General features: G+C 42.7%; 28 protein-coding genes and 1 pseudogene. 18 read left to right on the top strand and 11 right to left on the bottom strand.

Annotation, left to right across the window (positions count from 1 at the left end):
• Window positions 1-221: 221 nt before the first annotated feature.
• Window positions 222-1,856: an L-aspartate oxidase gene (gene nadB, locus ACO1B7_RS11875; protein ID WP_165353922.1), complete on the top strand. Its 1,635-nt coding sequence runs from the start codon at window positions 222-224 to the stop codon at window positions 1,854-1,856.
• A 108-nt stretch (window positions 1,857-1,964) separates the two neighbouring features.
• Here nadB and ACO1B7_RS11870 read toward each other — a convergent pair whose 3' ends face one another.
• The 4 genes from ACO1B7_RS11870 to pabC all read right to left on the bottom strand — a co-directional run bounded on the left by ACO1B7_RS11870 (window position 1,965) and on the right by pabC (window position 4,951).
• Entirely contained in the window at window positions 1,965-2,381 is a 417-nt protein-coding gene (locus ACO1B7_RS11870) for a PaaI family thioesterase (protein WP_005265768.1), read from the bottom strand.
• A gap of 95 nt (window positions 2,382-2,476) precedes the next feature.
• Window positions 2,477-3,076, bottom strand: coding sequence for a dTMP kinase (gene tmk, locus ACO1B7_RS11865; RefSeq protein ID WP_129717237.1), 600 nt, complete (start codon window positions 3,074-3,076; stop codon window positions 2,477-2,479).
• A gap of 2 nt (window positions 3,077-3,078) precedes the next feature.
• On the bottom strand, window positions 3,079-4,137 hold the full coding sequence (mltG, locus tag ACO1B7_RS11860; RefSeq protein ID WP_129717239.1) for an endolytic transglycosylase MltG: 1,059 nt from the start codon (window positions 4,135-4,137) through the stop codon (window positions 3,079-3,081).
• Between the two features lies 1 nt (window position 4,138).
• On the bottom strand, window positions 4,139-4,951 hold the full coding sequence (gene pabC, locus ACO1B7_RS11855) for an aminodeoxychorismate lyase (RefSeq protein WP_005247525.1): 813 nt from the start codon (window positions 4,949-4,951) through the stop codon (window positions 4,139-4,141).
• Window positions 4,952-5,111: 160 nt separating this feature from the next.
• Between pabC and ACO1B7_RS11850 the strand changes: the two genes are divergently transcribed.
• From ACO1B7_RS11850 to ACO1B7_RS11815, 8 genes are all read left to right on the top strand, one after another.
• Entirely contained in the window at window positions 5,112-6,119 is a 1,008-nt protein-coding gene (locus ACO1B7_RS11850) for a sulfate ABC transporter substrate-binding protein (protein ID WP_423090223.1), read from the top strand.
• A 175-nt stretch (window positions 6,120-6,294) separates the two neighbouring features.
• Window positions 6,295-7,308, top strand: coding sequence for a sulfate ABC transporter substrate-binding protein (locus ACO1B7_RS11845; protein WP_004731673.1), 1,014 nt, complete (start codon window positions 6,295-6,297; stop codon window positions 7,306-7,308).
• A 32-nt stretch (window positions 7,309-7,340) separates the two neighbouring features.
• Window positions 7,341-7,946 (top strand): RBBP9/YdeN family alpha/beta hydrolase, encoded by a 606-nt coding sequence (locus ACO1B7_RS11840; RefSeq protein ID WP_004731675.1) that lies wholly within the window; start codon window positions 7,341-7,343, stop codon window positions 7,944-7,946.
• 86 nt (window positions 7,947-8,032) lie between these two features.
• The gene (cysT, locus tag ACO1B7_RS11835) at window positions 8,033-8,866 is read left to right on the top strand and encodes a sulfate ABC transporter permease subunit CysT (RefSeq protein ID WP_004279076.1); all 834 of its coding nucleotides are present in this window, start codon (window positions 8,033-8,035) and stop codon (window positions 8,864-8,866) included.
• Complete coding sequence (gene cysW, locus ACO1B7_RS11830; RefSeq protein WP_129717243.1) at window positions 8,863-9,756, top strand: sulfate ABC transporter permease subunit CysW; 894 nt, start codon at window positions 8,863-8,865, stop codon at window positions 9,754-9,756. The genes cysT and cysW overlap by 4 nt, the downstream gene beginning before the upstream one ends.
• 11 nt (window positions 9,757-9,767) lie before the next feature.
• Window positions 9,768-10,829, top strand: a complete 1,062-nt coding sequence (locus ACO1B7_RS11825; protein WP_004645633.1) for a sulfate/molybdate ABC transporter ATP-binding protein — start codon at window positions 9,768-9,770, stop codon at window positions 10,827-10,829.
• 53 nt (window positions 10,830-10,882) lie between these two features.
• Complete coding sequence (locus ACO1B7_RS11820) at window positions 10,883-11,806, top strand: CysB family HTH-type transcriptional regulator (RefSeq protein WP_129717245.1); 924 nt, start codon at window positions 10,883-10,885, stop codon at window positions 11,804-11,806.
• Window positions 11,807-11,899: 93 nt separating this feature from the next.
• Complete coding sequence (locus tag ACO1B7_RS11815; protein WP_171457280.1) at window positions 11,900-13,129, top strand: OmpP1/FadL family transporter; 1,230 nt, start codon at window positions 11,900-11,902, stop codon at window positions 13,127-13,129.
• Between the two features lie 58 nt (window positions 13,130-13,187).
• Here the strand turns inward: ACO1B7_RS11815 and carO are convergent, their stop codons facing one another.
• Window positions 13,188-13,931: an ornithine uptake porin CarO gene (gene carO / locus ACO1B7_RS11810; protein ID WP_129717247.1), complete on the bottom strand. Its 744-nt coding sequence runs from the start codon at window positions 13,929-13,931 to the stop codon at window positions 13,188-13,190.
• A gap of 319 nt (window positions 13,932-14,250) precedes the next feature.
• Between carO and dapD the strand changes: the two genes are divergently transcribed.
• The 5 genes from dapD to ACO1B7_RS11785 all read left to right on the top strand — a co-directional run bounded on the left by dapD (window position 14,251) and on the right by ACO1B7_RS11785 (window position 17,586).
• Complete coding sequence (gene dapD / locus ACO1B7_RS11805) at window positions 14,251-15,072, top strand: 2,3,4,5-tetrahydropyridine-2,6-dicarboxylate N-succinyltransferase (RefSeq protein WP_004645637.1); 822 nt, start codon at window positions 14,251-14,253, stop codon at window positions 15,070-15,072.
• A gap of 131 nt (window positions 15,073-15,203) precedes the next feature.
• A complete protein-coding gene (queE, locus tag ACO1B7_RS11800; protein WP_129717249.1) occupies window positions 15,204-15,914 on the top strand; it encodes a 7-carboxy-7-deazaguanine synthase QueE in 711 nt (236 codons plus the stop codon).
• 33 nt (window positions 15,915-15,947) lie between these two features.
• Window positions 15,948-16,616, top strand: a complete 669-nt coding sequence (queC, locus tag ACO1B7_RS11795) for a 7-cyano-7-deazaguanine synthase QueC (RefSeq protein ID WP_005097579.1) — start codon at window positions 15,948-15,950, stop codon at window positions 16,614-16,616.
• 16 nt (window positions 16,617-16,632) lie between these two features.
• Window positions 16,633-17,046, top strand: coding sequence for a hypothetical protein (locus ACO1B7_RS11790; RefSeq protein ID WP_005097581.1), 414 nt, complete (start codon window positions 16,633-16,635; stop codon window positions 17,044-17,046).
• Between the two features lie 81 nt (window positions 17,047-17,127).
• Complete coding sequence (locus ACO1B7_RS11785; protein ID WP_129717251.1) at window positions 17,128-17,586, top strand: peroxiredoxin; 459 nt, start codon at window positions 17,128-17,130, stop codon at window positions 17,584-17,586.
• Between the two features lie 86 nt (window positions 17,587-17,672).
• Here ACO1B7_RS11785 and ACO1B7_RS11780 read toward each other — a convergent pair whose 3' ends face one another.
• Window positions 17,673-18,236, bottom strand: coding sequence for a YceI family protein (locus ACO1B7_RS11780; RefSeq protein WP_129717253.1), 564 nt, complete (start codon window positions 18,234-18,236; stop codon window positions 17,673-17,675).
• Between the two features lie 409 nt (window positions 18,237-18,645).
• On the bottom strand, window positions 18,646-19,251 hold the full coding sequence (locus ACO1B7_RS11775) for a LysE/ArgO family amino acid transporter (protein WP_164542963.1): 606 nt from the start codon (window positions 19,249-19,251) through the stop codon (window positions 18,646-18,648).
• 104 nt (window positions 19,252-19,355) lie between these two features.
• Between ACO1B7_RS11775 and ACO1B7_RS11770 the strand changes: the two genes are divergently transcribed.
• Window positions 19,356-20,261 (top strand): LysR family transcriptional regulator ArgP, encoded by a 906-nt coding sequence (locus ACO1B7_RS11770; RefSeq protein WP_129717255.1) that lies wholly within the window; start codon window positions 19,356-19,358, stop codon window positions 20,259-20,261.
• Between the two features lie 5 nt (window positions 20,262-20,266).
• On the opposite strand, the gene ACO1B7_RS11765 is transcribed toward ACO1B7_RS11770, so the two are convergent.
• Window positions 20,267-20,836: a nicotinate-nicotinamide nucleotide adenylyltransferase gene (locus ACO1B7_RS11765; protein WP_129717257.1), complete on the bottom strand. Its 570-nt coding sequence runs from the start codon at window positions 20,834-20,836 to the stop codon at window positions 20,267-20,269.
• 103 nt (window positions 20,837-20,939) lie between these two features.
• Between ACO1B7_RS11765 and ACO1B7_RS11760 the strand changes: the two genes are divergently transcribed.
• The 3 genes and pseudogenes from ACO1B7_RS11760 to ACO1B7_RS11750 all read left to right on the top strand — a co-directional run.
• On the top strand, window positions 20,940-21,740 hold the full coding sequence (locus ACO1B7_RS11760; RefSeq protein WP_004731699.1) for an enoyl-CoA hydratase-related protein: 801 nt from the start codon (window positions 20,940-20,942) through the stop codon (window positions 21,738-21,740).
• Window positions 21,741-21,917: 177 nt separating this feature from the next.
• A complete protein-coding gene (locus ACO1B7_RS11755; RefSeq protein ID WP_337971653.1) occupies window positions 21,918-22,850 on the top strand; it encodes an IS5-like element IS17 family transposase in 933 nt (310 codons plus the stop codon).
• Window positions 22,851-22,895: 45 nt separating this feature from the next.
• Window positions 22,896-23,384, top strand: a pseudogene (locus ACO1B7_RS11750) (nitroreductase family protein); the annotation flags it as partial.
• A gap of 227 nt (window positions 23,385-23,611) precedes the next feature.
• On the opposite strand, the gene ACO1B7_RS11745 reads toward ACO1B7_RS11750, so the two are convergent.
• From ACO1B7_RS11745 to ACO1B7_RS11735, 3 genes are all read right to left on the bottom strand, one after another.
• On the bottom strand, window positions 23,612-25,081 hold the full coding sequence (locus tag ACO1B7_RS11745) for a carotenoid oxygenase family protein (RefSeq protein ID WP_374952568.1): 1,470 nt from the start codon (window positions 25,079-25,081) through the stop codon (window positions 23,612-23,614).
• A 145-nt stretch (window positions 25,082-25,226) separates the two neighbouring features.
• Window positions 25,227-25,544, bottom strand: a complete 318-nt coding sequence (locus tag ACO1B7_RS11740) for a YqfO family protein (protein ID WP_423090222.1) — start codon at window positions 25,542-25,544, stop codon at window positions 25,227-25,229.
• A gap of 17 nt (window positions 25,545-25,561) precedes the next feature.
• The gene (locus ACO1B7_RS11735; protein ID WP_423090221.1) at window positions 25,562-26,443 is read right to left on the bottom strand and encodes a LysR substrate-binding domain-containing protein; all 882 of its coding nucleotides are present in this window, start codon (window positions 26,441-26,443) and stop codon (window positions 25,562-25,564) included.
• Window positions 26,444-26,517: the final 74 nt, after the last annotated feature.

Raw genomic sequence — 26,517 nt, 5'->3', positions numbered from 1 at the left:
TTCACTCAAATTGTTGATAAATTTATGTAAATAGGTTTTATCACAAACACTTTAAAGTTTAAGTAATAATATGTTTCAAAACGTCGCTCTGGACAATATCTCATTATCAAAACCCTAAGTTAAGGCTTTGATTAATTTTTTTCATCAATAAATGAGCACTTCAACGCTTGCCTTTTGTACAAAAAAGCGCTGTTATTACCAAACTTTTTTAAAATTAGCTGATGGACATGTCTAATTTATCCCTTACCCATCAATTTGACGTCATTATTGTGGGCAGTGGCGGTGCTGGTTTGAGTTTAGCCTTATCGCTCCCAGATCATTTTAATATTGCAGTCTTGGCGAAATCCACCCTGACAGATGCCAGTACTTTTTATGCTCAAGGCGGCGTGGCCGCAGTCCTGGATGAAATGGATTCGATTGAACAGCATATTGATGACACCATGATTGCAGGCGCACAACTGTGTGAAATGGGTGCGGTTAAACAAACGGTAGAAGGTGGCAAACCCTCGGTTGATTTCCTGCTGAAACACGGTGTGCAATTTACCCTGGATGAACAGGAACAGTTACATCTCACCCGTGAAGGTGGTCATTCACAGCGCCGAATTATTCATGCGGCCGATGCCACGGGTCGTGCCATTTCCACTACTCTGGTACAACGCGCTCAAGAAAAACAGAATATTAAAATTTTTGAAAATTATATTGCGATTGACCTGATCTGTTCACAAAAGCTGGGGTTAGACGGCGATAATCGCGCGCTGGGTTTATATGTACTGGATGAAAAAACTGAAAAAGTGCATACCTTCTTGGCACCATTTACCGCGCTAGCCTGTGGCGGTGCCATGAAAGCCTATCTTTACACCTCAAATCCAGATATTGCTACGGGTGATGGTATTGCCATGGCTTATCGTGCCGGCTGCCGGGTCGCAAATATGGAATTTAACCAGTTCCATCCGACCTGCCTGTATCATCCACAAGCACGTTCTTTCCTAATTACTGAAGCAATGCGTGGCGAAGGCGCTTATCTGCGCCTGCCTGATGGTGAACGCTTTATGCTGCGTTTTGACGAACGCGCCGAACTCGCACCGCGTGATATTGTGGCACGTGCCATCGACTATGAAATCAAGCGTCTCGGTATTCGTCATGTCTGGCTGGACATTACCCATAAAGATGAAAGCTTTGTCAAAGAGCATTTCCCGACTCTGTATGCCCGTTTGCTTGAACTAGGGATCGATATTACCAAAGACATGATTCCAGTCGTTCCGGCAGCCCATTACACTTGCGGTGGCGTCGTGGTCGATGAAAACAGTCAGACTGATATTGCTGGACTCTATGCAATTGGGGAAACCTCTTATACTGGCCTGCATGGTGCTAACCGTATGGCCAGTAACTCACTTTTAGAATGTTTTGTCTATGGAATGAGTGCAGCCAAGCACATTCAGGAAAATTTCAAGGCCGATCAGCCAGCTCCTGCAGTCCCAGCTTGGGATGATTCTCAGGTGACCAACCCGGATGAGGATGTGGTGATTCTGCAAAACTGGGATGAACTGCGTCAAACCATGTGGAACTATGTCGGAATCGTACGCACGACGAAGCGTCTGGAACGTGCATTACATCGTATTGAAATGCTGAAAAAAGAAATTACCGAGTATTATCATGATTACCAGGTCAGCAAAAATCTGATCGAGCTGCGCAATCTGGTGCTGGTGTCCGAGATGATCGTGCGCTGCGCCATGCACCGTAAAGAATCTCGCGGTTTGCATTTCACCTTGGATTATCCCGAGCTGCTACCAGAATTACGCAAAACAGTCCTGGTCCCACCAAATTTTGAAGTGGAAACGCCTTTGGTGAATTGTTAAAAGTATATGGAGATAACATCCTTGGGTGATATCTCCTTTTCTTTTTAGATTTTTATTTACTCAAAAGTAGCTTAGGCTATTTAGAGTGGTCATCTAACTTTCAAACATCTAACGTTGTGGTGGAATTGAATATGTTCCGGTCACATGCGCCACAGGTTCTTCATGATCTATCGAATAAATCCAGACTTCTCCCACAATCAGCGCCTTGCCAACCTTAATCAGCTTACATTCCCCGCGTATATCGGTTCCACCTGAAGGTTTACGTAAAAAATTGATATTCAAGTTAGTGGTCACGGCCAAACCGACCAATCCAATTTCACCCAGAATGGCAACATAAAGAGCAAAATCCGCCAAGGTCATCATGGTTGGGCCAGAAACTGTGCCGCCTGGGCGCAATTCTTCTGATCTCACCTGATAAAGCAGAGTGGCTCCACGCGGAGAAACGGCTTCAATCCGGCACTTCTCCAGACTTTGCGGAAATTCTTTTTGTAAAAATTGTTCTATCTCAGTTTTGGTCGTTTTCATATGATTAAAAAATCTTCTATATCAGTCTTAATATAGAAGATTCTTCACAAATAGACCTAGAGAAAAATTAAATAAAAAGTATTTTAATTCCAAGCTTATTTTAAATAACTTAAGGCCTGCTCAAATACCTGCTCAGGCGTTTGAGTTGCATCCAGACGTTTGATCCGTTCAGGATGACGTTGCCACAAGCTTTCATATCCTGCTCTCACTTTCTCAAAGAAAGTGACTTTTTCCTGTTCAAAGCGATCTAGCGCACCACGTTCGCGTGCTCGGTTCATCCCCAGTTCAATAGGCGCTTCTAACCAGAAGGTAATGTCCGGCATGCGTGCAACAAAGTGATCATTCAGTAACTGCAATTTTGTTTCACTCAGGCCCCGACCTGCACATTGATAGGCAAAGCTGGCATCGCTAAAACGGTCACACAGGACAATTTTCCCGGCTTCTAATGCGGGCAGAATCACTTGTTCCAGATGCTGGGCACGCGCTGCATACATCAATAACAGCTCGGTATCATGTGCCATGGTTTCTTCATGATTCACTGTCAACAATAGCGAACGAATCTGCTCGGCCATTGGTGTTCCACCCGGTTCACGAGTCAAAATAACATCTTTACCCTGTGCGATGAAATCTTCATAAATCGAACGAATGAGCGTGGTTTTACCTACACCTTCTGTGCCTTCAAAGCTAATAAACATACTCATTCCTTATTTTTCGAGCGTAAAGTCTTCAGATATTCCTGTACGGCTTTATTGTGGTCATTCAGATTGCTCGTGAATTTATGTCCACCATTGCCGGTTGCAACAAAATACAGATTGTCAGAATTATCCGGGTGCATGGCTGCTTCAATGGCTTTCTTGCTTGGCAAGGCAATTGGCGTTGGCGGTAAACCTGAAATGGTATAGGTGTTATACGGCGTCGGTGTACGTAAATCCTTGCGGGTAATATTGCCGTTATAGCTGTCACCCATTCCATAAATCACTGTTGGATCGGTCTGTAAACGCATGCCAATTTTTAAACGGCGTACAAATACCCCAGAAACCTGTTCCAATTCACGATCCACACTGGTCTCTTTTTCAACAATCGATGCCATAATCAGCGCGTCATATTTATTCTGATATGGCAGATCAGTTGCACGTTTCGCCCACGCCTCATCCAGTGCTTTCATCTGTCGCTGATAAAGATTGGTCAGAATTTTACGGTCAGTTTCACCTTTGGCAAAGAAATAAGTATCCGGTGCAAACAGCCCTTCAGGATGTGAAAACGGAATATTCAGTTCTTTGAGTAATTGCTCAGTAGGCAGATGCAGCACTTCTTTGGTGACCAGATCATTTTTCTTCAGGTCATCGATCAGTTGTTTAAAGGTCGTGCCTTCAATTACTAGAATACGGCTCATCTGGGCATTGTCTGTATCGGAAATCATCTCCAAGACCTGACGGATACTCATGCCCTGACGCACTTCATACACGCCCGCTTTCATGCTGTCATGAATCATGATGCGCTGATACAGCTTGAGAATGATCGGAAAACTCACCTGATTTTCTTTGGCCAGACGATCAATAAAACCGGAATAGGTTTGACCAGATTCAATCGCGAGCAGCTGTTTTTTTCCTTCGACAGGATACTCCTTCCACAAACTGCTTTTCAGAATCAACGCCAAGATCAAAGCAATCCCCATCAGGACCAAGGCAATTCCTTTGAAAGATGAGGAGAATCTCGCTTTATTTTTCTTTTTGGCTTTAGGTTTGGAAGCTGACATATTAAGACATCTGGTTCAATCGAAGACGGTTAAAAATTTCAATACAAGCATCGCCATCCAAGGTTCGCTGCTCAAATTGCGTGACAATTTTCATCGGGCTGAGTGCATTGCAGAAAAACAGGCTTTGAATATGGTTGATTTCATCCATATCGATACAGCGTTGCTGACAGCTAATTCCCTGATCTTGCATACGTTGTAGAATTTCTGCACGCATGACACCGAAGACGCCATTATAACGAAGTTCCGGCGTAATCCATGTATTGTTTATACGAATGAAACAATTACTGCTTACCCCTTCGACAACACCGCCCTGTACATCTGTCACCAGGGCCTCAGGCCAGCCGCTTTGATCTGCTTCCTGTTTCAGCAAAACCTGCTCTAGACGGTTTAAGGTTTTTAGCCCTACCAGACTCGGCATCGTCAGTCCTAATGCCTGCTGTAAAATGCCACTTTGAATCTGCTCAAACTTAAAATCCTGTACGGTTTGAGGATAATAAAATAGCCAGAGATCTGCAGGATGATCCGGCAAGCTATAACCGCGCTGACCAATTCCACGACTCAGCACGATTTTCAATGTGCCATTCAGTTCATGTTCTGATGCACGTAAAATCTGTAAGCTTTCTGCAATCAGATCAAGATTGGCATTCAGGCTTAATTTCTGATTGCTAATGTGCAAACGTGCCAGATGACGATCATATAATTCAATCCGGTTATGCCGAATCCGGGCCGTGGTAAAACAGCCATCACCATAATGAAAGCCACGATCCAGCACATCTATCTGGCTGACCTGTTGGGCATTTTTTAAATACAGCATATTTTGCAGCCTCTAAAATGAAAAATTGAGCAGTCAGATTCAGGCTTCACCTATATATCTTTTTTACTCACATCCAATTCTTTTTTAATTATTTTTTATGCAAAAAATCTCAAGCTATTCTTGCCCCATCTAACAAAAGCTAAAAAACTTGAGGCAAAAAATGAACACGCGTAAATTAAAAATCGGGGTACTGGCAGCGCTACTTTCAGCAAGCGCATTGAGCGTCTCTGCAAAAGATTTCCTGAACGTGTCTTATGACCCGACTCGCGAATTGTACGACAACTTTAATAAAGAATTCAGTGCTTACTGGAAAAAAACCACTGGCCAGGAAGTCAACTATAAACAGTCGCATGGCGGTTCAGGCAAACAGGCCCGTGCCGTGATTGATGGTCTGGATGCGGATGTCGTGACACTGGCACTGGCGGCAGATATTGATGAAATTGCAGAGCGCGGTTTGCTGCCGAAAGACTGGCAGAAGAAATTCCCGCAAAACTCGACACCTTATACCTCGACGATTGTCTTTCTGGTACGTAAAGGCAATCCGAAAGGAATTAAAGACTGGGGTGATCTGGTTAAACCCGGCGTAGACATTATTACTCCGAACCCGAAAACCTCGGGTGGTGCGCGCTGGAATTATTTAGCCGCCTGGGCTTGGGCCAAACACCAGAAAGGTGGCAATGATGCCAAAGCACAAGACTTTGTCCGTCAAATCTACAAACAAACCAAAGTACTGGATTCGGGTGCACGTGGTGCTACCACGACTTTCGCTGAACGCAGGATTGGGGATGTATTACTGGCTTGGGAAAATGAAGCGCATTTGGCCGTGCGCGAACAGCCAGGTAAATTTGAAATCATTACCCCTTCTCTGTCTATTCTGGCTGAACCACCGGTCGCGATTGTAGAAAAGAATGCCAAGAAAGATGGCAATGAACATCTGGCCAAAGCCTATTTGAATTATCTGTATTCACCTGCTGGACAAACTGTGGCTGCAAAGAACTTTTACCGTCCACGTAATGCAAATGTCTTGAAGCAGTACAGCAGTGTGTTCAAATCATTAAAACTGGTGACCATCGATAAAGAGTTTGGTGGCTGGACCAAGGTTCAGAAACAGCATTTTGATAACGGCGGTATCTTTGACCAGATTGTCAAAGCCAATCATGCAAAATAATGCTTTAAATGCAGTTCATCATGGCCTTTATTCATAAGGCCATTCTTATTTCAAGCACTTAAGAGTTTATTTATCTCTTTTTTTCATATTAAATTCATTTTTAATTATTTTTTATGCATAAAGAATAAGTTTATTCTGCGCTTATGTTACAGAACATATCAGAGATTCAGTCCAGATGAGCATTTCAAACACATTAAAACTTGGGGTTTTAGCAGCTGTTATCTCGGCAACCTCATTTGGTGCAGCAGCACGTGATTTTCTCAATGTATCCTATGATCCGACCCGTGAACTGTATGAAGATGTAAATAAGAATTTTGGCAAATATTGGGAAAGCCGTACCGGTCAAAAAATCAATTTCAAGCAATCGCATGGCGGTTCAGGCAAACAGGCACGTGCCGTGATTGATGGTCTGGATGCAGATATCGTAACGTTAGCATTGGCTGCCGATATTGATGTGCTGGCAGAAAAAGCTAAACTGTTACCTGCGGACTGGCAAAAGAAATTGCCGCAAAACTCGACGCCTTATACTTCAACCATCGTGTTCCTGGTGCGTAAAGGCAATCCGAAAGAGATTAAGGACTGGGGTGATCTGGTCAAACCGGGCGTAGCAATCATTACCCCAAACCCGAAAACTTCAGGCGGTGCACGCTGGAATTATCTGGCGGCTTGGGCTTGGGCCAAACATCAGGCGGGCGGCAACGATAAGACTGCGCAAGAATTTGTTCGTAAAATTTATAAAAATACCAAAGTTCTGGATTCCGGGGCACGTGGTTCAACCACGACCTTTGCTGAACGTGGCATTGGGGATGTTTTACTCGCATGGGAAAACGAAGCGCATTTAGCCCTTCGCGAACAGCCGGGCAAGTTTGAAATTATTACCCCTTCTCTGTCGATTCTGGCTGAGCCACCGGTGGCGATTGTAGAAAAAAATGCCAAGAAAAAAGGCAACCAGCACTTGGCTCAAGGTTATTTGAACTTCCTGTATTCGCCATTGGGTCAAGACCTGGCAGGTAAACATTATTATCGTCCACGTAATGCCAAAGTACTGGCCAAATACAGCCAAGTATTTAAGCCATTAAAACTGGTGACGGTTGATCAGGAATTTGGCGGCTGGAACAAAGTACAAAAGGCTCACTTTGAAAATGGTGGTGTATTTGACCAGATCGTTAAAGCCAACAGCGCGAAATAATTTTCCAAGCTGATTGATATAGGAGCATCGACATGATTCATACGCTTATCGTTCCTGGTGTAGGTGGCAGTGAATACAACCACTGGCAAACCTGCTTACAGCACCGGCTGATGCGATGCTCCCGTGTGCAGCAAAAGGACTGGAATCATCCGGTACTGGATATCTGGGTAGCAGAATTTGTCAAAACTCTGCAAGCCATTCCAGCAGAGGTTCAGATTGTCGCACACAGCTTTGGCTGTCTGACCAGTATTGCGGCCCTTGCCCGACATCCCGAACTCAATGCAAAAGTAAAAAATCTGCTATTGGTGGCACCAGCTAATCCGGCACGATTTGGGGAAAATGGTTTTTCGCGCGACAGTCAGACTGACTACAGCACCTATTTTCAACAGCTCAAGCTTCAGGTGCCCACCACGTTATTGATCAGTGAAAATGATCCCTGGTTAAGTTTTGAAGATGCCCACATACTGGCCCAAACCTGGAAAATCAAACCAATTAATCTGGGTGCAGTCGGTCATGTCAATGTCGCTTCTGGTTTTGGCCCTTTTCCTGAAATTGAACACTATTTGATTTCAGAAAACACTATGCCCCATATCAGCAAAGTTGATGAGAGCAAGTGTTATTTTAAATTTGCATTTTAGTCGCTGCAAATTATGCTTGTGCCCAAATTGTTTTTTTATTTTAGCTGATTGACTTCAATCAGCTTTCTCTCTTCTGAGGAGTAATCATGTCGCAGCGATCCCGAGTGCTGCCAGGATTTGGTCTTTCTCTAGGCTTTACCCTAGCGTATTTGTCATTAATCGTTTTGATCCCGCTGTCAGCTGTTTTTATTAAATCACTGGGCATTGGCTGGGATGGCTTATGGGAAATCCTGAGCTCTGAACGTATCTTGAAATCATTGCAGTTAAGTTTCACCGCGGCCATTGTCGCTGCACTGGTCAATGTAGTGTTTGGCCTGTTACTGGCGTGGTGTCTGGTACGTTACAGCTTTCCGGGCAAACGTATTGTCGATGCCCTGGTAGATTTGCCTTTTGCCTTACCCACTGCGGTTGCGGGTATTGCCCTGACCTCTTTATATGCACCGACCGGCTGGATTGGTCAATATTTAGAACCGATTGGCATTCAAGTCGCTTATACCCCGATTGGTATTACACTGGCATTGATCTTTATTGGTCTGCCTTTTGTAGTGCGTACGGTTCAGCCAGTCCTTAGCGATCTGGAAACCGAACTGGAAGAAGCTGCATCTGCATTGGGTGCCAACCGTTTTCAGATTGTGACCAAAGTGATTTTCCCAATTCTGCTGCCTGCGCTGATCACTGGCTTCGCTTTAGCCTTTGCCCGTGGTGTCGGTGAATATGGTTCAGTGATCTTTATTGCTGGTAACCAGCCTTTTGAAACGGAAATTGCACCCTTAATGATTATTTCTCGCCTAGAAGAATATGACTATGCCGGTGCAACCACGATTGCTGTCGTAATGCTACTGATTTCCTTCGTGATGCTATTCCTGATTAACTTATTACAGGCATGGGCTAGCCGTCGTACCGGGAGAACTGCGCGATGAGTTTAAATACCAACAGCAATGCGCTGGCTGAAAAGTTGCAATCCCGTGATGCAACCCGTGAGCCAACTTGGGTACGTTATACGCTGCTCACTATTGCCTTAATCTTCTTTTTAAGCTGCCTGATTCTGCCCTTGATTCTGGTTTTTGTTGAAGCCTTTAAACAAGGGGTTGGCGTTTATACCCAAGCGCTGGTGCATCCGGATACTCTGTCGGCAGTAAAACTTACCTTGCTGACGGCTGCAATCGCAGTACCGCTCAACGTCGTATTTGGTGTTGCGGCAGCCTGGTCTGTAGCGAAGTTCAAATTTCCGGGGAAATCATTCCTGACCACCATTATTGATCTCCCTTTCTCGGTTTCACCTGTGATCGCGGGTATGATGCTGGTGCTGATTTTCGGTACCCAAGGCTGGATGGGTTCTTGGCTGATGGATCACGATATCAAGATCCTTTATGCAGTGCCTGCGATTGTCCTAGCGACTATCTTTATTACGGTACCTTTTGTTGCGCGTGAGCTAATTCCGTTAATGGAAGCACAAGGAACCGAAGAAGAAGAAGCTGCGATTGTACTCGGTGCATCTGGCTGGCAGACTTTCTGGAAAGTGACCCTGCCCAATATCAAATGGGGTCTGATCTACGGCGTGATTCTATGTAATGCGCGGGCCATGGGTGAATTTGGTGCGGTGTCGGTGGTTTCCGGCCATATCCGTGGTGAAACCAATACCTTGCCGCTACACGTCGAAATTCTTTATAACGAATATACCTTTAGTGCTGCGTTTGCCGTGTCTTCGCTTCTGGCTCTCCTCGCAATTGTGACCCTGATTTTAAAAACATGGGTGGAACTGCGCCAGGAAAAACAAGACAAACGTAATGAAGATTCAACAGTTTCTTAAGGAATGCCCACATGAGTATTCAAGTACAAAATATTGAAAAACACTTTGGTGCATTCCACGCACTAAAAAACATTTCGCTGGATTTCCCAGATGGTCAACTGGTCGCACTTCTTGGCCCATCCGGCTGTGGTAAAACCACTTTGCTACGGATTATTGCCGGTCTGGAATCTGCGGATGGCGGTCAGGTGATTTTAGAAGGTCAGGATGCCACCAATGTACATGTGCGTGAGCGTGAAGTTGGCTTTGTATTCCAGCACTATGCCCTATTCCGCCATATGACGGTATTTGACAATATTGCCTTTGGCCTGCGTGTGCGTCCACGTAAAACTCGTCCATCGGAAGCGGAAATTAAAAAACGTGTGACACGTTTACTCGACTTGGTTCAGCTCGGTTTCCTTGCTGACCGATATCCAGCTCAACTTTCTGGGGGTCAGCGTCAGCGTATTGCCCTTGCACGTGCTCTGGCCGTTGAACCACGTGTATTATTACTAGATGAACCTTTCGGTGCACTGGATGCCAAAGTGCGTAAGGAACTGCGTCGCTGGTTACGTACCCTGCATGACGAATTGCATATTACTTCTATTTTCGTAACACACGATCAGGAAGAAGCGCTTGAAGTTGCAGATCAAATCGTGGTGATGAACAAGGGCAATGTTGAACAAATTGGTTCACCACGTGAAGTCTATGAAACACCGAAAACCCCATTTGTATTCGACTTCTTAGGTCAGGCGAATCGTTTTGAAGGTCAAAACAATGCAGGCATCATCCAGCTCGGTGAAGACCGTATTCAATTCGAGGGTGCAAAAAATGCCGCTCAAGGTGAAGTGATTTTATTCGCACGTCCAGATGAACTACGCATCCATGCACAGCCACACGACAATGCCATTCAGGCGACCTTCATTCGTGAATTATGGATCGCGGGTAAAGTCGTTGCTGAGCTAAATGACCGTCAAGGCAATCTGATTGAAATTTTACTGACGCCTGATGAAGCGAGAGCGCATCAATTCCGCCCAAATCAAACTGTTTGGTTAAGTGCGGTGAATTTGCATTTATTTGAAAACCAGGTCGCTTAAGACCAAAAGATGGGGCTTTAAAATGCCCCATCCTCTTCTAGGGTAAGAGAATTATGAATTTCCAACAATTAAGAATTATACGAGAAACGGTTAGACAAAACTTTAATTTAACTGAAGCTTCTGCTGCGCTTTATACTTCACAGTCCGGGGTAAGTAAGCATATTAAAGATCTGGAAGATGAACTGGGGGTGCAACTGTTTATTCGCAAAGGTAAACGTCTACTGGGCTTAACCGAACCGGGCCAGGCACTTTTAGGCATTGTAGAACGCATGCTGGTCGATGCCGACAATATCAAACGTCTGGCCGATGATTTCAATAAAGTCGATGAAGGTACATTGACCGTTGCCACAACGCATACCCAGGCGCGTTATGTGTTGCCACCGATTGTCAGCCAATTCAAAAAAGAATTCCCTAAAGTTCATCTAATTTTGCAACAGGCCAGCCCGGTTGAAATTACGGAAATGTTACTTCAAGGTCAAGCCGATATCGGTATTGCGACCGAAGCACTCACCACTGAAGATAATTTGGCCAGCGTGCCTTATTATAACTGGCAGCATAGTATTATTACCCCGCAGAATCATCCACTGGCAAGTAAGGAACACGTGCTCATCGAAGATCTGGCGCACTACCCGATTATTACCTATCACGGTGGTCTTACCGGTCGCTCCAAGATTGATACCGCCTTTGAAGAAGCTGGTTTTGATGTGGATATTGTGATGTCCGCACTTGATGCCGATGTCATCAAGACCTATGTAGAAATGAATATGGGTGTCGGCATTGTCAACGATGTGGCCTATGACCCGGAGCGTGATTACCGCTTAAAGCAGATTAAAACCGATATTTTCGGCATAAATACCACTTGGATTGCAGTACGTAAAGGTCATTTACTGCGAGGTTATGGCTACGAGTTTATTTCACTCTGTTCCCCAGACGCAGATATTAAGGCACTGAAAAAAGTGGCTTATCCAGACGAATAAAGTGCACTATTTTAAGTTTTTAATCAAAGAGGCTACATGGCCTCTTTTTTATTTTTTGAGTGGATAAAGAATATAAATATCAAGCATAATCACGTGCATAATAAATTGAATTATACCAAGATGATCAATAATAAATTTGCTCTTTTCTCCATGGGCTTGTTTTTCTCCGGGTCAGGTTATGCAGCAGCGTTTGAACAATCTAACCAAAGCATCCAATCGTTTTTTGAAAAAAATCATTATGCTGAAGTTTCATTGGCCTGGATTCGCCCTGATATCAGCGGTCAGGTACAACATACCGAAGAGCTGCAACAATTAGGCATCACCGATTTTTCAACAGGAAATCTTGCCCATAACCAATTGATCTCCAATGTCGCATTAAAATTCCAGTTGAATCCTCAAGTGTCGTGGGGACTGATTTACGATCAACCTTATTCTATAGATATCGCTTATCATTATGATCCTGTTTTTGCAGGTGCAGCGCTTCCAATTGAGGCTGCTACTATTCAGTTTGAGAGCCATAATTTGACCTCATTAATTGGCTTTCAACCAAACGATAACTGGAATTTTTATACAGGGCTAAGTTATCAAAGCTTAGAGGGAAATTTATATTTATCCGGGCAGACATTTTATATATTCAATGGTTATCGAGCCACATTTGAACGAGATCCCGCTTGGGGCTGGCTTGCAGGAATCAGTTATCAGATTCCTGAATATTTTTTTAGAACCGCACTGACCTATCGTTCTGCAATTACTCATCACAATAAAACCACTGAATCAATTATTGTAGGTACAAATCCAGCACCTTATACAGAAATTCAAACTCCACAGTCTGTGAACTTGGATTTTCAGACAGCTTTAACTGATCAAAATGCGCTCTACGGCGCGCTGCGTTGGTCAAACTGGCAAAATTTCATGATCCAGCCACCTAAATTTGGCGCTGTAATTGACTATGCGGCCTTACATTTTCCGGAAGTAAAACCTTTCAGAATGATTGATTATCGTGAGGATCAATGGTCTGGCAAAATCGGACTTGCCCATCAATGGCCTTCTTTTGGCATAAATTCTATCGAACTTTTATGGGATTCTGGTACAGGAAATCCGGCTTCAACCTTGAATCCGAGTGATGGCTATTGGGGCATCGGACTAGGTCATCTTTATAAGATTCAAGAAACTTGGGATATTGCTACAGGACTATATTATTTAAAGTTTCAAAAACCTGAAATTTCCTCATCCGAACCTATTACGCCACAGATTGCAGGTTTATCTGCAGTTTCTGATAACAGTGCTTTGATCCTAGGTTTGAAACTGGGTTATCACTTTTAAAATTGTTCTAAAAAATAAAAAAACGGGCCGAAGCCCGTTTTTTTTATATAGCTAAAATTTAGAAGCGGAAGCTGACACCCAGTTTTGCGACTGGTAGCCATTCGTATTCATTGTCGTTACGAATTTCGTTTTCTTCATTACGTAAGGCAGTATCAAAATCTGGAATATCTGGATTAGTAGAATCTACAGCTATAAAGTTACCAGTAGATGCTAAATTGACGCGTGGATTACCATTGTAGTAGGCACCGATTTCACCAAATACACCCCAACGATTAGTAATTGCTGGTGAGAAACCAATCCCTACATAAGGTGCGATATTGTTTTTGTAAGATAAATCTCCTGTCACACGCCCAGTAGTTCCACCTACTGTTTTATAACGATTACCATCAACAGTAATAATACCATCAGCACCTGTACGACTTTCTAACCCATAATCATTGTCAATATAACCTACGCCTGCTGCCATATAGAACCAGTTCGCCCAAGGACGGATTTCAGCATTTAAATAGGTCAGGTTATTGTCCATATCCAGGTCATATTTAGTCCCATTTACTGAGATATCATCAGACCAAGAGATGTCACCACCGTTATAACCTAAAGTCACGCCAACATATGGATTGGCATTCCAAGAAATTGCACCACCATAACCGGTAGTACCGACTTCAGCACGAACAGCTGCGGGTTTAAAGAAAGAGAAAGATGCTACACCTTCATCTGTTACGATCGTTTCATCAGCAGCCATGACAGATCCAGCTGTGGCAGCTAGAACGGATACTGCTAAAAGTTGATATAAAGCTTTCATTATTTCTCTCCTCAAAAGAACTTTTTTTTCATCATTAGTTATTCGTGATGAGCTCAATATAAAGGACTTAAAAAATATTTTTTATTCACATTTTGCTCATCTTTTGTTATTTTTTGATACAAATTAATTTTTCTTGTTGAGAGCCAAGTCTTTTCTAACACTTTTCCTACATTTCAACATAATGAAAAAGTACACTTATTACTTTAATAATTTCACGCTTTCTACACTTTTAGTTATTTTTCATCTATTTTTAGTGCTTTCAACTATTTTTTCTGCAATATAGTGTAAAATCTAGAAAATTTTTTCTGGAAGGAAGATCATGTCGCAGCTTTCAACAATCATTGAACAAGCGTTTGAAGACCGTGCGAATTTTACAGCTGCAGATTGCTCTGCTGAAATTCGTCAAGCAGTAGAGGAAGTAATTGCTGGTCTAGACAATGGTACTTTACGTGTTGCTGAAAAAATCGATGGTGAATGGGTTGTTCATCAATGGATTAAAAAAGCGGTATTGTTATCATTTAAATTGAACGACAACAAACCAATGGAAGCCTGTGATCTTCGTTTCTATGACAAAGTAGAGACTAAATTCTCAGGCTGGACTGAAGAGCAGTTTAAGGCAGCTGGTGTACGTGTCGTACCACCTGCTGTCGCACGTAAAGGTTCTTTTCAGGCCAAAGGCGTAATCTTGATGCCTTCTTATGTCAACATCGGTGCTTATGTAGATGAAGGCACGATGGTTGATACTTGGGCAACTGTAGGTTCATGTGCGCAAATCGGTAAAAATGTTCACTTGTCAGGTGGTGTAGGTATTGGTGGTGTGCTTGAACCGCTTCAGGCGAATCCAACCATTATTGAAGATAACTGCTTTATCGGTGCACGTTCTGAAATCGTTGAAGGCGTAATCGTTGAAGAAGGTTCTGTGATTTCAATGGGCGTATTCATTGGTCAATCGACCAAGATTTATGACCGTGCCACTGGCGAAATCCACTACGGCCGTGTACCAGCAGGTTCAGTTGTTGTTGCTGGTAGCCTTCCTTCTAAGTGTGGTACTTATAGCCTGTATGCTGCCATCATCGTGAAAAAGGTAGACGCACAAACTCGTTCTAAAACAAGTCTGAACGATCTATTACGTGAAGACTAAGATGTCTTAACTTAGAGGACACATTTGTGTTCCTCGGAGCTTCAACCGCTCCTCGTCTCTACGATTAGTAATAATCGTAGGGATTTTTATTTTTATACCCGGTTATTTATTTCTCATTGGTTAGTTCTGTTATGAATACGCTTCGATCTTCCGCAATTCCTGTCTCTGATCCGTCTGCGGGTTTACGCATTACGGAGATTTTCTATTCATTGCAAGGTGAAGCCAATGCCGCAGGACTGCCAACAGTATTTATCCGTTTAACCGGTTGCCCATTGCGTTGTAGCTATTGTGATACCACCTATTCCTTTGAAGGCGGTGAGCGTCAGTCTCTGGACGATATTATCCAGACCACGCTTGATTTTAAAACCCCTTATGTCTGTGTGACCGGTGGTGAACCACTGGCGCAGCCCAATGCCCTACCCCTGATGCAGCGACTTGCGGATTTAGGATGTGAAGTTTCACTTGAAACCAGTGGCGCTTTAGATGTGTCCAAAGTGGATTCACGTGTTTCCAAAGTCCTCGATTTAAAAACACCAACTTCAGGTGAAGTTGCACGAAATTTGCTTTCTAATCTTGATCATTTAACTGCACATGATCAAATCAAGTTTGTGATATGCAATCGTGAAGACTATGAATGGTCAAAACAGCAGCTTGAACAGTACCAACTTCAAGACAAAGTGAGTACAGTTTGGTTTTCACCTGCATTTGCGGTCGAAAAAGGTGCAGTTCGCTTACCACCACTGGCACGTGATTTGGCTCAGTGGATTTTAGAAGACCATCTCCCTGTTCGTTTCCAGTTACAGCTGCACAAGTTGTTATGGAATGATGAAACTGGTCGTTAATTTTTTGTAAAGTATTTTTTGGAGAATCAGCTTATGCGTCCTCGTGCCATTGTCCTGTTATCTGGCGGATTAGACTCAACAACATGTCTGGCTTGGGCGCAGGCACGCTATGAATGTATCGCACTCAGTTTTCGATATGGTCAGCGTTCAACGACCGAGCTGGATGCAGCAAAAGCTTTAACGCAACGTGCGGGTGTGGAACATCGTGTCATCAATATTGATCTGGGTAATCTGGGTGGCTCAGCCCTTACCGATCATAGTATTGAAGTGCCCGACCATGAACAGGCTGGCATTCCGATTACCTATGTTCCGGCACGTAATACTATCTTCTTGTCTTACGCCTTAGCAGCAGCTGAAGTGTTCGAAGCTGAAGCGATTGTTATCGGAATTAATGCGGTTGATTACTCCGGTTATCCGGATTGTCGCCCAGAATTTATTGACGCATTTGCCAACATGGCACGCTTGGCGACCAAGGTTGGCGTAGAGGGTCAGGCGCTCAAATTTGAAACACCTTTGTTACATTTATCCAAAGCAAATATTATTCGCTTAGGTATTGAACATGGCGTAGACTACAGTCAAACGGTGTCATGCTATCAAGCAGATGACCAAGGACGTGCCTGTGGCAAATGCGACAGTTGTCGTTTACGTAAACAGGGTTTTGCGGACGCAGGTGTTGAAGACCCGACACGTTATATACCGTAATAACAAGGTAGAGTTTATGAAGAATTTAAAATCAAGCATCGTGCTTTCAGCAATTGTTTCGGCTGCTGCTATGTTCGCAACTACGGCTCAAGCGGCTGATGACAAATTACAACAAGCTTATAAAAGCACCAATGTAAAATCTGCATTGATCAATGTTTGTAAAAATGAAACTGGCAAAAGTAAAAAATTGACGGCTGCTGAAGTCAGCAAATATTGTGGTTGTGCTATTGAAGCGGATGGCAAATTAACCAATGCACAAAAATGGGAAATTCAAAGTACCATTAACCAGAAGAAAAGCCCAGGCACTCTAGCTTTTGTACAGAAGCAGAATAAAGATCTTCAAGCATGCTTTGGTCCACAGTTAACAGGCAAACTGAAAACTTTGACTGAAGAAGCAATGAAATCAGCTCAAGCGGCACCAAAGAAATAAGATCTGATGATTCTTTGATAAAATAAGCCACTATAATGTGGCTTATTTTTTTGAAAAAATTTAAAGAAAACAGGAGTTTTTATGTCTGAAATTAGTTTCCTTGACCAGAATTTTCCTGCGACGACAGGCGAAATCAATTTAACCCAGTTAAATACAGAATGGCTGGTGATTTATTTTTATCCTAAAGATTCTACGCCAGGCTGTACGACTCAGGCAGTTGGCTTTTCCTGTTTAAAAGATCAGTTCGATGCTTTAAACACCACAATTCTTGGCGTATCCCGTGATTCGGTAAAAGCGCATCAGAACTTTACTGAAAAGCAGAATCTGAGTATTAACCTGATCAGCGATAAAGAAGAAATTCTGTGTCATCATTTTGATGTGATCAAAGAAAAGAATATGTATGGCAAACAAGTGATGGGTATTGAGCGTTCAACTTTTATTTTCCATAACGGCCAACTGGTCAAAGAATACCGTAAGGTCAAAGCAGCAGGTCACGCAGAACAAGTTCTGGAAGATTTAAAAGCTTGGCAAGCTGCTTAACTGTATGCTTGTGTATGAATAGAAGCTCGAAACATTCGGGCTTTTTTTACGATAACTTTCATATCATCAAGTATTTTATATCTATCCTAGTTCATTTCACACTGGCCTGATAGATGAAGATTCACTTTATCCCCTACACCTGCAATTCCTTTTTTCATACCAAAATCCCTACGGTTAATCACGGCAGATGCCTGAACATCAAGCAGGTTGGCATTCGACATACTGGGTTTAAAGGTTGTTTCAAAAATCACAGGCTTGGTCACACCACGCAGGGTTAAATGACCTAAAACATTGTATTTGCCATTGCCCAAGTCTTTAAACTGGATACTTTTAAAAATTACAGTCTTATATTTTTCTACATAAAACAGGTCTTCGCCTAAAATCATATGTTTAAATAGCGGCTTACTAAAACTTAAACTTTCCACGTCCATGACCAGATGGGTTGAGGCATTTTGCGGTGCTTTAGCGTCAAACTGCATCGTGGATTGAACCTGATTGAACTTGGCTTTAACCACAGTCAGTCCCATTGACTTGATCTCAAAACCGACATCACTTTTGGGAGTTAAGATCCATGATCTTGCAAAAGACTGACTGGTCAAAGCTAAACAGATCGCTAGGCTAAGGAGCCCAGTTTTTATTATTGTTTTCAATTTTAAATCCACCTTGTTTAATTTCTTATTAATCGGATTTAAATACACGGCTTAATCTGAAACTAAATTTTCTTGTTTTTGAGCGAACAGGTTTTCGTTATTTTTATACCAGTTTATTGAAGTTTTTGTAAAATCATTCATGACTAACGGACAAAATACTTGTGCTGATTTTTCTCTGATAAGTGGTCCTGCTAGGCTAGCCAGAGGCTTGTATCATCTTATAAAATTCTGATTTTATAAATTTTTTTTACAAAACAGATCATTTATTTTAAGTTCAATTTATATTGGAAATATCCATGTGCTTACAGCACTGAAAAGAGTTGTTTTCTGCGCTGCCTATTCTCGATCACTATCTAAAATGACACGCTTAGACAACTCTTAACCGATCTATCGACTTCCGTAGCCTGAATCAAATACTGAGGATTAATGACACTGCGACGCCCCACATGGTACAAGCAATTATAGCATCCAGTATTTTCCATGCTTTTGGATGTTGAAACCAAGGCGTCAGTATTTTTGCTCCATATCCCAAACTAAAAAAGAAAAACCAGGAAGCACAGACAGCGCCTAAAGCAAACCACCATTTTCCTAGGGCGTATTGAGTTGAAATTGATCCAATCAATATGACTGTGTCTAAGTAAACATGCGGATTCAGCCAGGTAAAAGCCAGGCAAATCATCAGTACTTGTAGAAAATTCTCTGTTAGCTGACCACTTGGTGCCAAGACCTCGGTTGATTTAAATGCGCTGATCGCATGGCGTAAACCATAATAAAACAGGAATCCTGCGCCAATATATTTAGAAAATATAACAATATCCGGATAATGTTCAATGACGCGCGCAAAGCCCAGTACGCCAAGCAGAATTAAAATGGAATCAGATAAGGCACAAATCACACAGACCCAGAACACATGCTGCTGTTTTAAACCTTGTTTTAATACAAAAGCATTCTGTGCACCGATACTGACAATCAGGCTCATTCCCACAGCAAAACCACTCATCATATAACTGAACATCACATTCCCCCTTTTTTGAATAAATGAATTATTCAACAAAATGAGTGCGATTAATTAAAACTAAGTTAATATCAATTTAACTAAATTATTTTTAGATAATAGAAATGCTGAATGCGAAACAATGTGATGCTTTTTATGCAGTTGCAAAAACGGGAAGTTTCGATCTGGCTGCCGAGCAGCTAAGTATTACTGCTTCGGCAGTGACCCTTCGTGTTCAAAGTCTGGAAAAAAAATTGGGACAATTGCTTCTGGTCAGAGATCGGCCTTGCCGCGTGACCCAATCCGGGCAAACTTTATTGCATTATTTACAGCATCAACGTTTGCTAGAACAGAATTTGATGCAAGATTTGGGTGGACAGCTGCAACATGAAGGTTTCTATTGTCTGAATATTGCCACCAATGCTGATTCACTCGCGACCTGGCTATTACCCACCTTACAAGCCCAGCTGATCCAGCATAAAATTGTGCTGCATTTTCAGGTAGATGATCAATCTCAAACTCATCATCTGTTAGAAGCAGGTCTCGTCAATGCCTGTTTGAGTACTGAAGCCAAGGCAATGAAAGGTTGCCGGGCGGAATTGATCGGACAGATGCAGTATCGGCTGGTCGCCACCCCTGAGTTTTCCCGAAACTGGTTTCATCAAGGGGTACATCGGGATGCGCTACGGCTTGCCCCTGCAATTATTTTTAATGAAAAAGACCAGCTGCATACCCAATTTATTCAGCACGAATTTGGCCTGAATCTAGCACAATATCCTCACTTTTTTATTCCATCGACCCATGCATTTTTTGATGCGATTGTCATGGGTCTAGGCTATGGCTGGCTGCCGGACTATCAAACCAGGGATTTACTGGAGTCAGGTCGACTGCTTGAACTTTCAAGTAAGATGCGAATTGAAGTGCCCTTGTATTGGCATCACTGGAAAGAACAGTCTCCTGCTCTAGAAATCCTTGGGGAATGTTTGAAACAGCATGCTCAAACTACCATGAATCAACCCATAACAACCTGATACTTTTAAAGCAGATTGGTTTTATCATTGTGGGCAAATTTTTCACTGAGTTGCTGATAGGTCGTGGTTTTTTGGAAATTCTCTAGAAAATCAATCGTGCCTTGTGGAAATTTATCCCGTTGAATTTCGCCACGATAATAAGCTTCACGCATCGGCGTGGCGGATAAGGCATCTTCCAGGCTGTCAAGTTCGACCATTTCCCATTCTGGAAAAAACTTTAAATAATAAGAAGAATCATCTTTAAAGTGCCCAATCAGCCCGATTTTGGCATCCGGCTCAATGACCTGATTCACCAGCGATTTCACCAGTTTTTGCCATTTTTCATCATTATAAACATCAATAACTTCTACAAATTTGATCCGCGCCCGATCTTCTGGACTAAAATTTGACAGGATCATGGCTTCACGCTCCGAAGCCAAGAATGGATTCTTGATATTGCGTTCATTTTGCGCAGAACCAAGCGCCAAAATCACATGTTGACTGTGCTGCAAGGCAATTTTAATGGTTTGCATGTGCGCCAGATGAAAAGGCTGAAAGCGGCCAATGAAAACCAGATAATCAAATGTATAGTTCATAAGGGATCAGTTTTTTATGACTCATGAGTTGTGCCGCCCCAATAAATATGCGACATAATCATTCCCATAAAATCAAATTAAGTTTTAAAGCAAGGATAGTACGATGACACTGAGCTGTATTCAACAACCTCATGAGCATTTGAATGCGAATTTAGAACATGGTGTACTCACTTTAGCCATCAATCGCCCGGAAGCGAAAAATGCGTTATATAGCGAGCTGTATCTCTGGATTGCGAAAGCTTTAGATGAAGCAGATCAAGCACCTGAAGTTCGTGTAGTTGTATTACGTGGTCAGGACGCAGACTTTAGTGCGGGCAATGATATGCAGGATTTTATGAAATCTGCTGCGAAGAAAGGTCAGGCACCCGCTGCTGAAGGCCCGCCGTTTGTTTTACTCAAATCTGCTGCAAAATTTTCCAAGCCTTTGATTGCTGCGGTGCGTGGTGTTGCGATCGGCATTGGCGTGACGATCTTACTACATTGTGATCTGGTCTATAGTGACAATACTGCCTTGTTCCAGATTCCATTTGTCAGTCTGGGTCTATCGCCTGAAGGGGCTTCAAGCAAGCTGTTGATTCAGCAAGCGGGTTATCATAAAGCAGCCGAATTATTACTGACTGCGCAAAAATTCAATAGCGAAAAAGCACTCGACGCAGGTCTGGTGAATAGCATTGAAGAAGATGTTTACACTAAAGCAGCAGCACAAGCTGCCCAGCTCTCTGCCCTACCATTAGCATCTCTGGTGCAATCTAAAGCTTTGATGAAACACAATGTGAATGAAATTGTGGAATGGATTGACCATGAAGCAGAAATTTTCATGCAGCGTGTAGGCTCGCCAGAAATGCTGGAAGCGGTTCAAGCGTTTATGCAAAAACGTAAACCTGATTTCACACAATTCAACTAATTTTCAAACTTATGAGCTCAACGAGGTGGTTTAGACTGCCTCAATCTTTTATTTTTCTAAGAATCTGAAGTATGCCAAATCAAAACTCCCAAACCTCTTCCGGAACAACAGATAGTTCAAATCGGCTTTGTTGCACAAACCTATCTGTAAAGGCTTTTTCAGCGATATAATTTCCAAATGAATAAGCCTACACAGAAAATCTACCGCACAACCAATTGGCCCGCATATAACCGAGCACTCATGAGTCGCGGAAATATTGCCATTTGGTTTGATCCTGCTACGCAATGGTATGCGCCATCAAAAGGCAAACAAGGGCGAAATCAAACCTACTCCGACGCAGCCATCCAATGCTGCTTAATGATTAAATCCTTATTCCGTCTATCTTTACGTATGGTCACTGGCTTTGTGCAAAGTCTGATTAAACTTTGCGGATTAAATTGGACCGCACCAGATTACAGTACGCTTTGTAGAAGACAAAAGCATATTGATATTGCAATCAGCTACCAAAAAAGTAGCGATGGGCTGCATCTACTCGTAGACTCTACAGGCATGAAGTTTCTAGGTGAGGGCGAATGGAAACGCAAGAAACATGGAGCTGAATATCGTCGCCAATGGCGTAAACTACATATTGGTATAGATGCCAAAACCCTACAAATACGCGCTATTCAGCTCACAACCAATAATGTCAGTGATTCACAGGTGCTTGGTGATTTACTTAATCAGATTCCACAAGATGAGCAGATTGACTCTGTTTATAGCGATGGAGCTTATGACACCAAGCAATGCCGTCAGGTTATTGCAGATCGGCAAGCACATGCGGTGATTCCACCTAGAAAAAATGCGAAACCATGGAAAGATACAAAAAGTAGCTCGCTAGAGCGAAATGAATTACTTCGAACAGTTAAACGTTTAGGCAGGACATTATGGAAAAAATGGTCAGGCTATCATCGCCGCAGTTTGGTGGAAACCAAGATGCATTGCATCAAATTATTAGGCGATAAATTAATGGCAAGAAGCTTTCCTAGTCAGGTGAATGAAATTCATGCACGTGTAGCAGTCCTCAACAGATTTACGGAATTAGGTCGACCACTTACCCAAGTTACGCCTTAAATTTGGCTCAATTAGGGGCGCTTTGCATTTCAAATCTTTGTGCAACAAAGCCCTTCTGAGCTAATTGTCTGTATCGCACGTACCGACCGTATTGATGAAATGGCAAAACGTAATGTGAATGAATTTCCATTTCCAGAAGCTCCGCCCGCGATTAAGAAATACTATAAATATATTCCTTACAACTATAAAACCGGTTATCTGAATGCTTTCGGTAACTTTAAGAAAGTGGCTTTCAAAGTTGCCCGTACACTGGACAAACAAATGCCAGTGTCTGCTTTCAGCCCAGCTGATGCGAAACTGTGGGCGACCAAAACAACGGCGCTCGCTTGTGAAAATCTGGTCTTAGCCTTACGGGCCTATGGTTTTGACAGCTGTATGATGGAAGGTTTTGATGAGCCGATGGTTCGTGAAATTCTGAAATTAAATGATGAACAGTATCCGGTCATGGTAATTGGTGCGGGTGAACGTGCTGAGGATGGAGTATTTTTCCCACAGTACCGTTTTGATCGTGAGCTGTTTATTCAGAAGGTTTAATAGCAGCTATAGAAAAACAAAGCCTTAAGTTCTACCTCATTTGGTGATATGGATATCGCGCTTAGGCAGAGATTCAAGAATGAATTTCTGCCTAACACATAATTTTGCTTATCCTATGCAATATATTTTTCGTTCTTTAAAGCCCTATCAGCCTGCAAACAGAGAGTGAAGTCTTCACGCTATATGAAGGCTATGCCATCTTAAAAATGCCAGTAAATAATCAAAACCTATGAATAGTGGGTTCTCAATTTCCGATAATCAATCCAGTTACAATGAAACCCGACGGGTACACGTACCGGTAAATGAATGGTTGCAATCGGCCCTTCAGTCATATGCTGTGCATCCAGAATCACTACCCTAGATGGACTATCATCTAAAGCATGAACATAAGACATCAGCCAGCCATCATTTTCAGCTTGAGCCCCTTCCCGTGCGACGAATATCACCTCTCCTGTCACCCAGTTTTCTCCAAAAGAATAGCTTTCTGAATTGCCAGTTTCCACATCATGGCTCAAAAGAGTATTGCTGCTGACACGAGAAGGATCATCAAACTCGCCAAAGGAAATAGTGTAGACATAACGATAAGGCCGCCCCGTATAAGCTTCATTAATCCGTGGGAATTCCTGTTTCATCTCGGATAATACTGTCCTAGTCACTTTTCCAATGCCGTGTTCAAAAATGAACCGCTCCAGCCGAATATCCTGATCTTCAATCGGTCCCTGAATCGAACTGACCAATGCTTTGGAGTGCACCACCGCATCCATAACCACATCACCAGAATCCAGCTCATAAGCATTCACGGTATGAAAAATAAAACAGGGATCAATCTCATACCAGCGAATATCAATTGCCTTACCGCCAAAAGGTAATATACCAATGCGTGCCTGCCGTTTTGGATTCCATTGATAAGGCAACATTGAACCCTTTAAAGCACTGCGTACAGAAAAGTTCACATTCAGGTCCAGAATCAGCACCTGAGATCTGGTAATGGCACAATCATGAATCATCGGACCATGTTTCACTGGAATGTCGACGTGATATTTCAACTTACCTTTTGAATCTATCTGCAAATAAAAAACTTTGTTCTGACTTAAAGCATCATAACAAACCGCATGAATATCACCTGTTTCAGGATCGATATGTGGATGAGCAGTAAATGGCAGATCCTGATCATCTCCAAACAAATGATGTCGTTTTGACTCCAGTGCAGCATTCAACTCAACTGGATAAGCGCCTGCTTCTACCAATGCCCAGATTTTTCCGGCAAAGTGGATGACATTGGTATTGACTGCATCTGCGACACCTCGGGTTGTACCTGGAATTTGTGGTCGATGAAGTTTTTTCTGCACACTGGCAGAACCGATATAACTGCTTTTATACCAATGTGCCTCACCACCCTTCAGTCTGAGCGCATGCAACATGCCATCGCCAGTAAACCAGTGATAGTTACGTGGATTTTTGACGTTAATAGGATTTGGGCCAATCCGCATTAATGCGCCATCCAGTTCTGCAGGAATCTGCCCTTCAACCTTTAAATTTGTGGAAAAGTGTTCCTGCCGCTCTGGTGCAAATATACCTTCCAGATAGGGATTATCCGGCGAATACGGAATGCGCTGATGCAGGATTTCTGCACCGTATTGAATGGATTTACTGAGCGTATTTTTCCATACGCTGCTCAGCGGTTTTGGCCATAGCATTGTTATTTTCCTTATTGTATTTTTTCTTTGGATTATTCTGGCAGAAATGATAATAACAAAAGCGGTTTGGCTGTTTTCTGAATCTAGATTAACGGCGCATCAAATTGAATACGCCGTGCCGTAATAGAACGTAACTTTTATAATTTTAGACTTTGATATCCAGAAGCTGAATAAACTCAAAGGCTGGCTCTTCATAAGGATGGCTTTCTTTCAGAGCTTTGGCGACCTCGACTGCCTTCTCATCAGGCACCAGGATTTCTACCCGCCATTCTTCCACCTGTTCCAATTTTCCCACTTCACCAATATGAGGATCTGCACCTTCCTGTGGTTTAAACTGTCCAGTTCCTAAAACCTGCCAGGCACAATTCGTATACTCACCAATACCGCCCGCTCCTGCTACAAATATTGCATTCTTGGTGTCTTCCAGATTTTCGTCCGGCACGTAATAAATCAGCTTTAACATATATTCCTTCCTGCAATTCAGATACTTGCCGTATTATTAAGGGCTTGGGTAATCAGCTTCAATGCAGGATTTTGGGAATTCTTGTTAAATGTTGCATACAAGCCCAGTTTTGGTAGTGCCTGATCAGTCTGGATAATTTTCACATGATCATTCAAAAAACGCAGTAAATATTCGGGTGCGAAACTAAAGCCCATCCCCATATTGGTCAGATTGATGTGTTGTAACACATTGGTCACCCACAGCACCTGCTCATGATCGAGCTGATCAATGCAAAGCAGTTCATCCAACTTTTCATAAAATACGGGGGATGCATTCTGCTCACACATAATTATATTGTGATTTTTCAGTTCCTGTAATTTCAGGATTCGATTTGTAGGATGTAAATGCTGAGCAGCAACCAGATAAATTTGCTCGGTTAATAAATGAATATTGTCAAAATCTGGATGATTCAGCTGAAAACGAGTAATACATAAATCCAGTTCAGCATTTTTTAGCCGCTGAATCTGTTCCATACAGGTCAGGCTATGCAGATGGATTTTCAAGTCCGGCATGGTTTTTTTAAGCTGTACCAGAATCTGTGGCATGACTTTGATTTCTGCGACATTCAGAAAGCCAATATGAATCTGATTATTTTTCTGCTGTGCAACCTGACGTGCTGCTGCCACTGCCAGCTTGGCATTTTTCAGGGCTTTTTCAGCATAGATCTGAAAAGCCCTCCCTTCATCGGTGAGTTTTACTTTTCTCGATGAACGATCAAACAGGAGAACGCCAACTTCCTGTTCCAGATCCTTAATTTGCTGGCTTAAGGACGGCTGGGCAGTAAACAGCTTTTCGGCGGCCTTGGTAAAACTTTGTTGCTGCGCCACGGTGATAAAATAGCGTAAATGTCGAAGTTCCATAGTCTGCCCGGTTTCTGATCAGGTCAGCATCTTAAGATTATGACCCACGTATTGCAAATAAGAATAGGTCAATA

It is taken from the genome of Acinetobacter lwoffii (genome assembly GCF_049367455.1).
In the GTDB taxonomy this organism is placed as follows: Bacteria; Pseudomonadota; Gammaproteobacteria; order Pseudomonadales; family Moraxellaceae; genus Acinetobacter; species Acinetobacter lwoffii_W.
This window is presented reverse-complemented; position numbering and strand designations above follow the sequence as displayed.

What these genes read in the sequence shown, in the direction of transcription:
- ACO1B7_RS11735 (WP_423090221.1), bottom strand. Translation starts at nt 26,443, where the DNA reads ATGGAACTTCGACATTTACGCTATTTTATCACCGTGGCGCAGCAACAA.
- tmk (WP_129717237.1), bottom strand. Translation starts at nt 3,076, where the DNA reads ATGTTTATTAGCTTTGAAGGCACAGAAGGTGTAGGTAAAACCACGCTC.
- ACO1B7_RS11755 (WP_337971653.1), top strand. Translation starts at nt 21,918, where the DNA reads ATGAATAAGCCTACACAGAAAATCTACCGCACAACCAATTGGCCCGCA.
- carO (WP_129717247.1), bottom strand. Translation starts at nt 13,931, where the DNA reads ATGAAAGCTTTATATCAACTTTTAGCAGTATCCGTTCTAGCTGCCACA.
- mltG (WP_129717239.1), bottom strand. Translation starts at nt 4,137, where the DNA reads ATGTCAGCTTCCAAACCTAAAGCCAAAAAGAAAAATAAAGCGAGATTC.
- queC (WP_005097579.1), top strand. Translation starts at nt 15,948, where the DNA reads ATGCGTCCTCGTGCCATTGTCCTGTTATCTGGCGGATTAGACTCAACA.
- nadB (WP_165353922.1), top strand. Translation starts at nt 222, where the DNA reads ATGGACATGTCTAATTTATCCCTTACCCATCAATTTGACGTCATTATT.
- pabC (WP_005247525.1), bottom strand. Translation starts at nt 4,951, where the DNA reads ATGCTGTATTTAAAAAATGCCCAACAGGTCAGCCAGATAGATGTGCTG.
- ACO1B7_RS11840 (WP_004731675.1), top strand. Translation starts at nt 7,341, where the DNA reads ATGATTCATACGCTTATCGTTCCTGGTGTAGGTGGCAGTGAATACAAC.
- ACO1B7_RS11775 (WP_164542963.1), bottom strand. Translation starts at nt 19,251, where the DNA reads ATGTTCAGTTATATGATGAGTGGTTTTGCTGTGGGAATGAGCCTGATT.
- ACO1B7_RS11760 (WP_004731699.1), top strand. Translation starts at nt 20,940, where the DNA reads ATGACACTGAGCTGTATTCAACAACCTCATGAGCATTTGAATGCGAAT.
- dapD (WP_004645637.1), top strand. Translation starts at nt 14,251, where the DNA reads ATGTCGCAGCTTTCAACAATCATTGAACAAGCGTTTGAAGACCGTGCG.
- ACO1B7_RS11845 (WP_004731673.1), top strand. Translation starts at nt 6,295, where the DNA reads ATGAGCATTTCAAACACATTAAAACTTGGGGTTTTAGCAGCTGTTATC.
- ACO1B7_RS11745 (WP_374952568.1), bottom strand. Translation starts at nt 25,081, where the DNA reads ATGCTATGGCCAAAACCGCTGAGCAGCGTATGGAAAAATACGCTCAGT.
- ACO1B7_RS11825 (WP_004645633.1), top strand. Translation starts at nt 9,768, where the DNA reads ATGAGTATTCAAGTACAAAATATTGAAAAACACTTTGGTGCATTCCAC.
- ACO1B7_RS11770 (WP_129717255.1), top strand. Translation starts at nt 19,356, where the DNA reads ATGCTGAATGCGAAACAATGTGATGCTTTTTATGCAGTTGCAAAAACG.
- ACO1B7_RS11785 (WP_129717251.1), top strand. Translation starts at nt 17,128, where the DNA reads ATGTCTGAAATTAGTTTCCTTGACCAGAATTTTCCTGCGACGACAGGC.
- ACO1B7_RS11820 (WP_129717245.1), top strand. Translation starts at nt 10,883, where the DNA reads ATGAATTTCCAACAATTAAGAATTATACGAGAAACGGTTAGACAAAAC.
- queE (WP_129717249.1), top strand. Translation starts at nt 15,204, where the DNA reads ATGAATACGCTTCGATCTTCCGCAATTCCTGTCTCTGATCCGTCTGCG.
- ACO1B7_RS11850 (WP_423090223.1), top strand. Translation starts at nt 5,112, where the DNA reads ATGAACACGCGTAAATTAAAAATCGGGGTACTGGCAGCGCTACTTTCA.
- ACO1B7_RS11870 (WP_005265768.1), bottom strand. Translation starts at nt 2,381, where the DNA reads ATGAAAACGACCAAAACTGAGATAGAACAATTTTTACAAAAAGAATTT.
- ACO1B7_RS11765 (WP_129717257.1), bottom strand. Translation starts at nt 20,836, where the DNA reads ATGAACTATACATTTGATTATCTGGTTTTCATTGGCCGCTTTCAGCCT.
- cysT (WP_004279076.1), top strand. Translation starts at nt 8,033, where the DNA reads ATGTCGCAGCGATCCCGAGTGCTGCCAGGATTTGGTCTTTCTCTAGGC.
- ACO1B7_RS11790 (WP_005097581.1), top strand. Translation starts at nt 16,633, where the DNA reads ATGAAGAATTTAAAATCAAGCATCGTGCTTTCAGCAATTGTTTCGGCT.
- cysW (WP_129717243.1), top strand. Translation starts at nt 8,863, where the DNA reads ATGAGTTTAAATACCAACAGCAATGCGCTGGCTGAAAAGTTGCAATCC.
- ACO1B7_RS11740 (WP_423090222.1), bottom strand. Translation starts at nt 25,544, where the DNA reads ATGTTAAAGCTGATTTATTACGTGCCGGACGAAAATCTGGAAGACACC.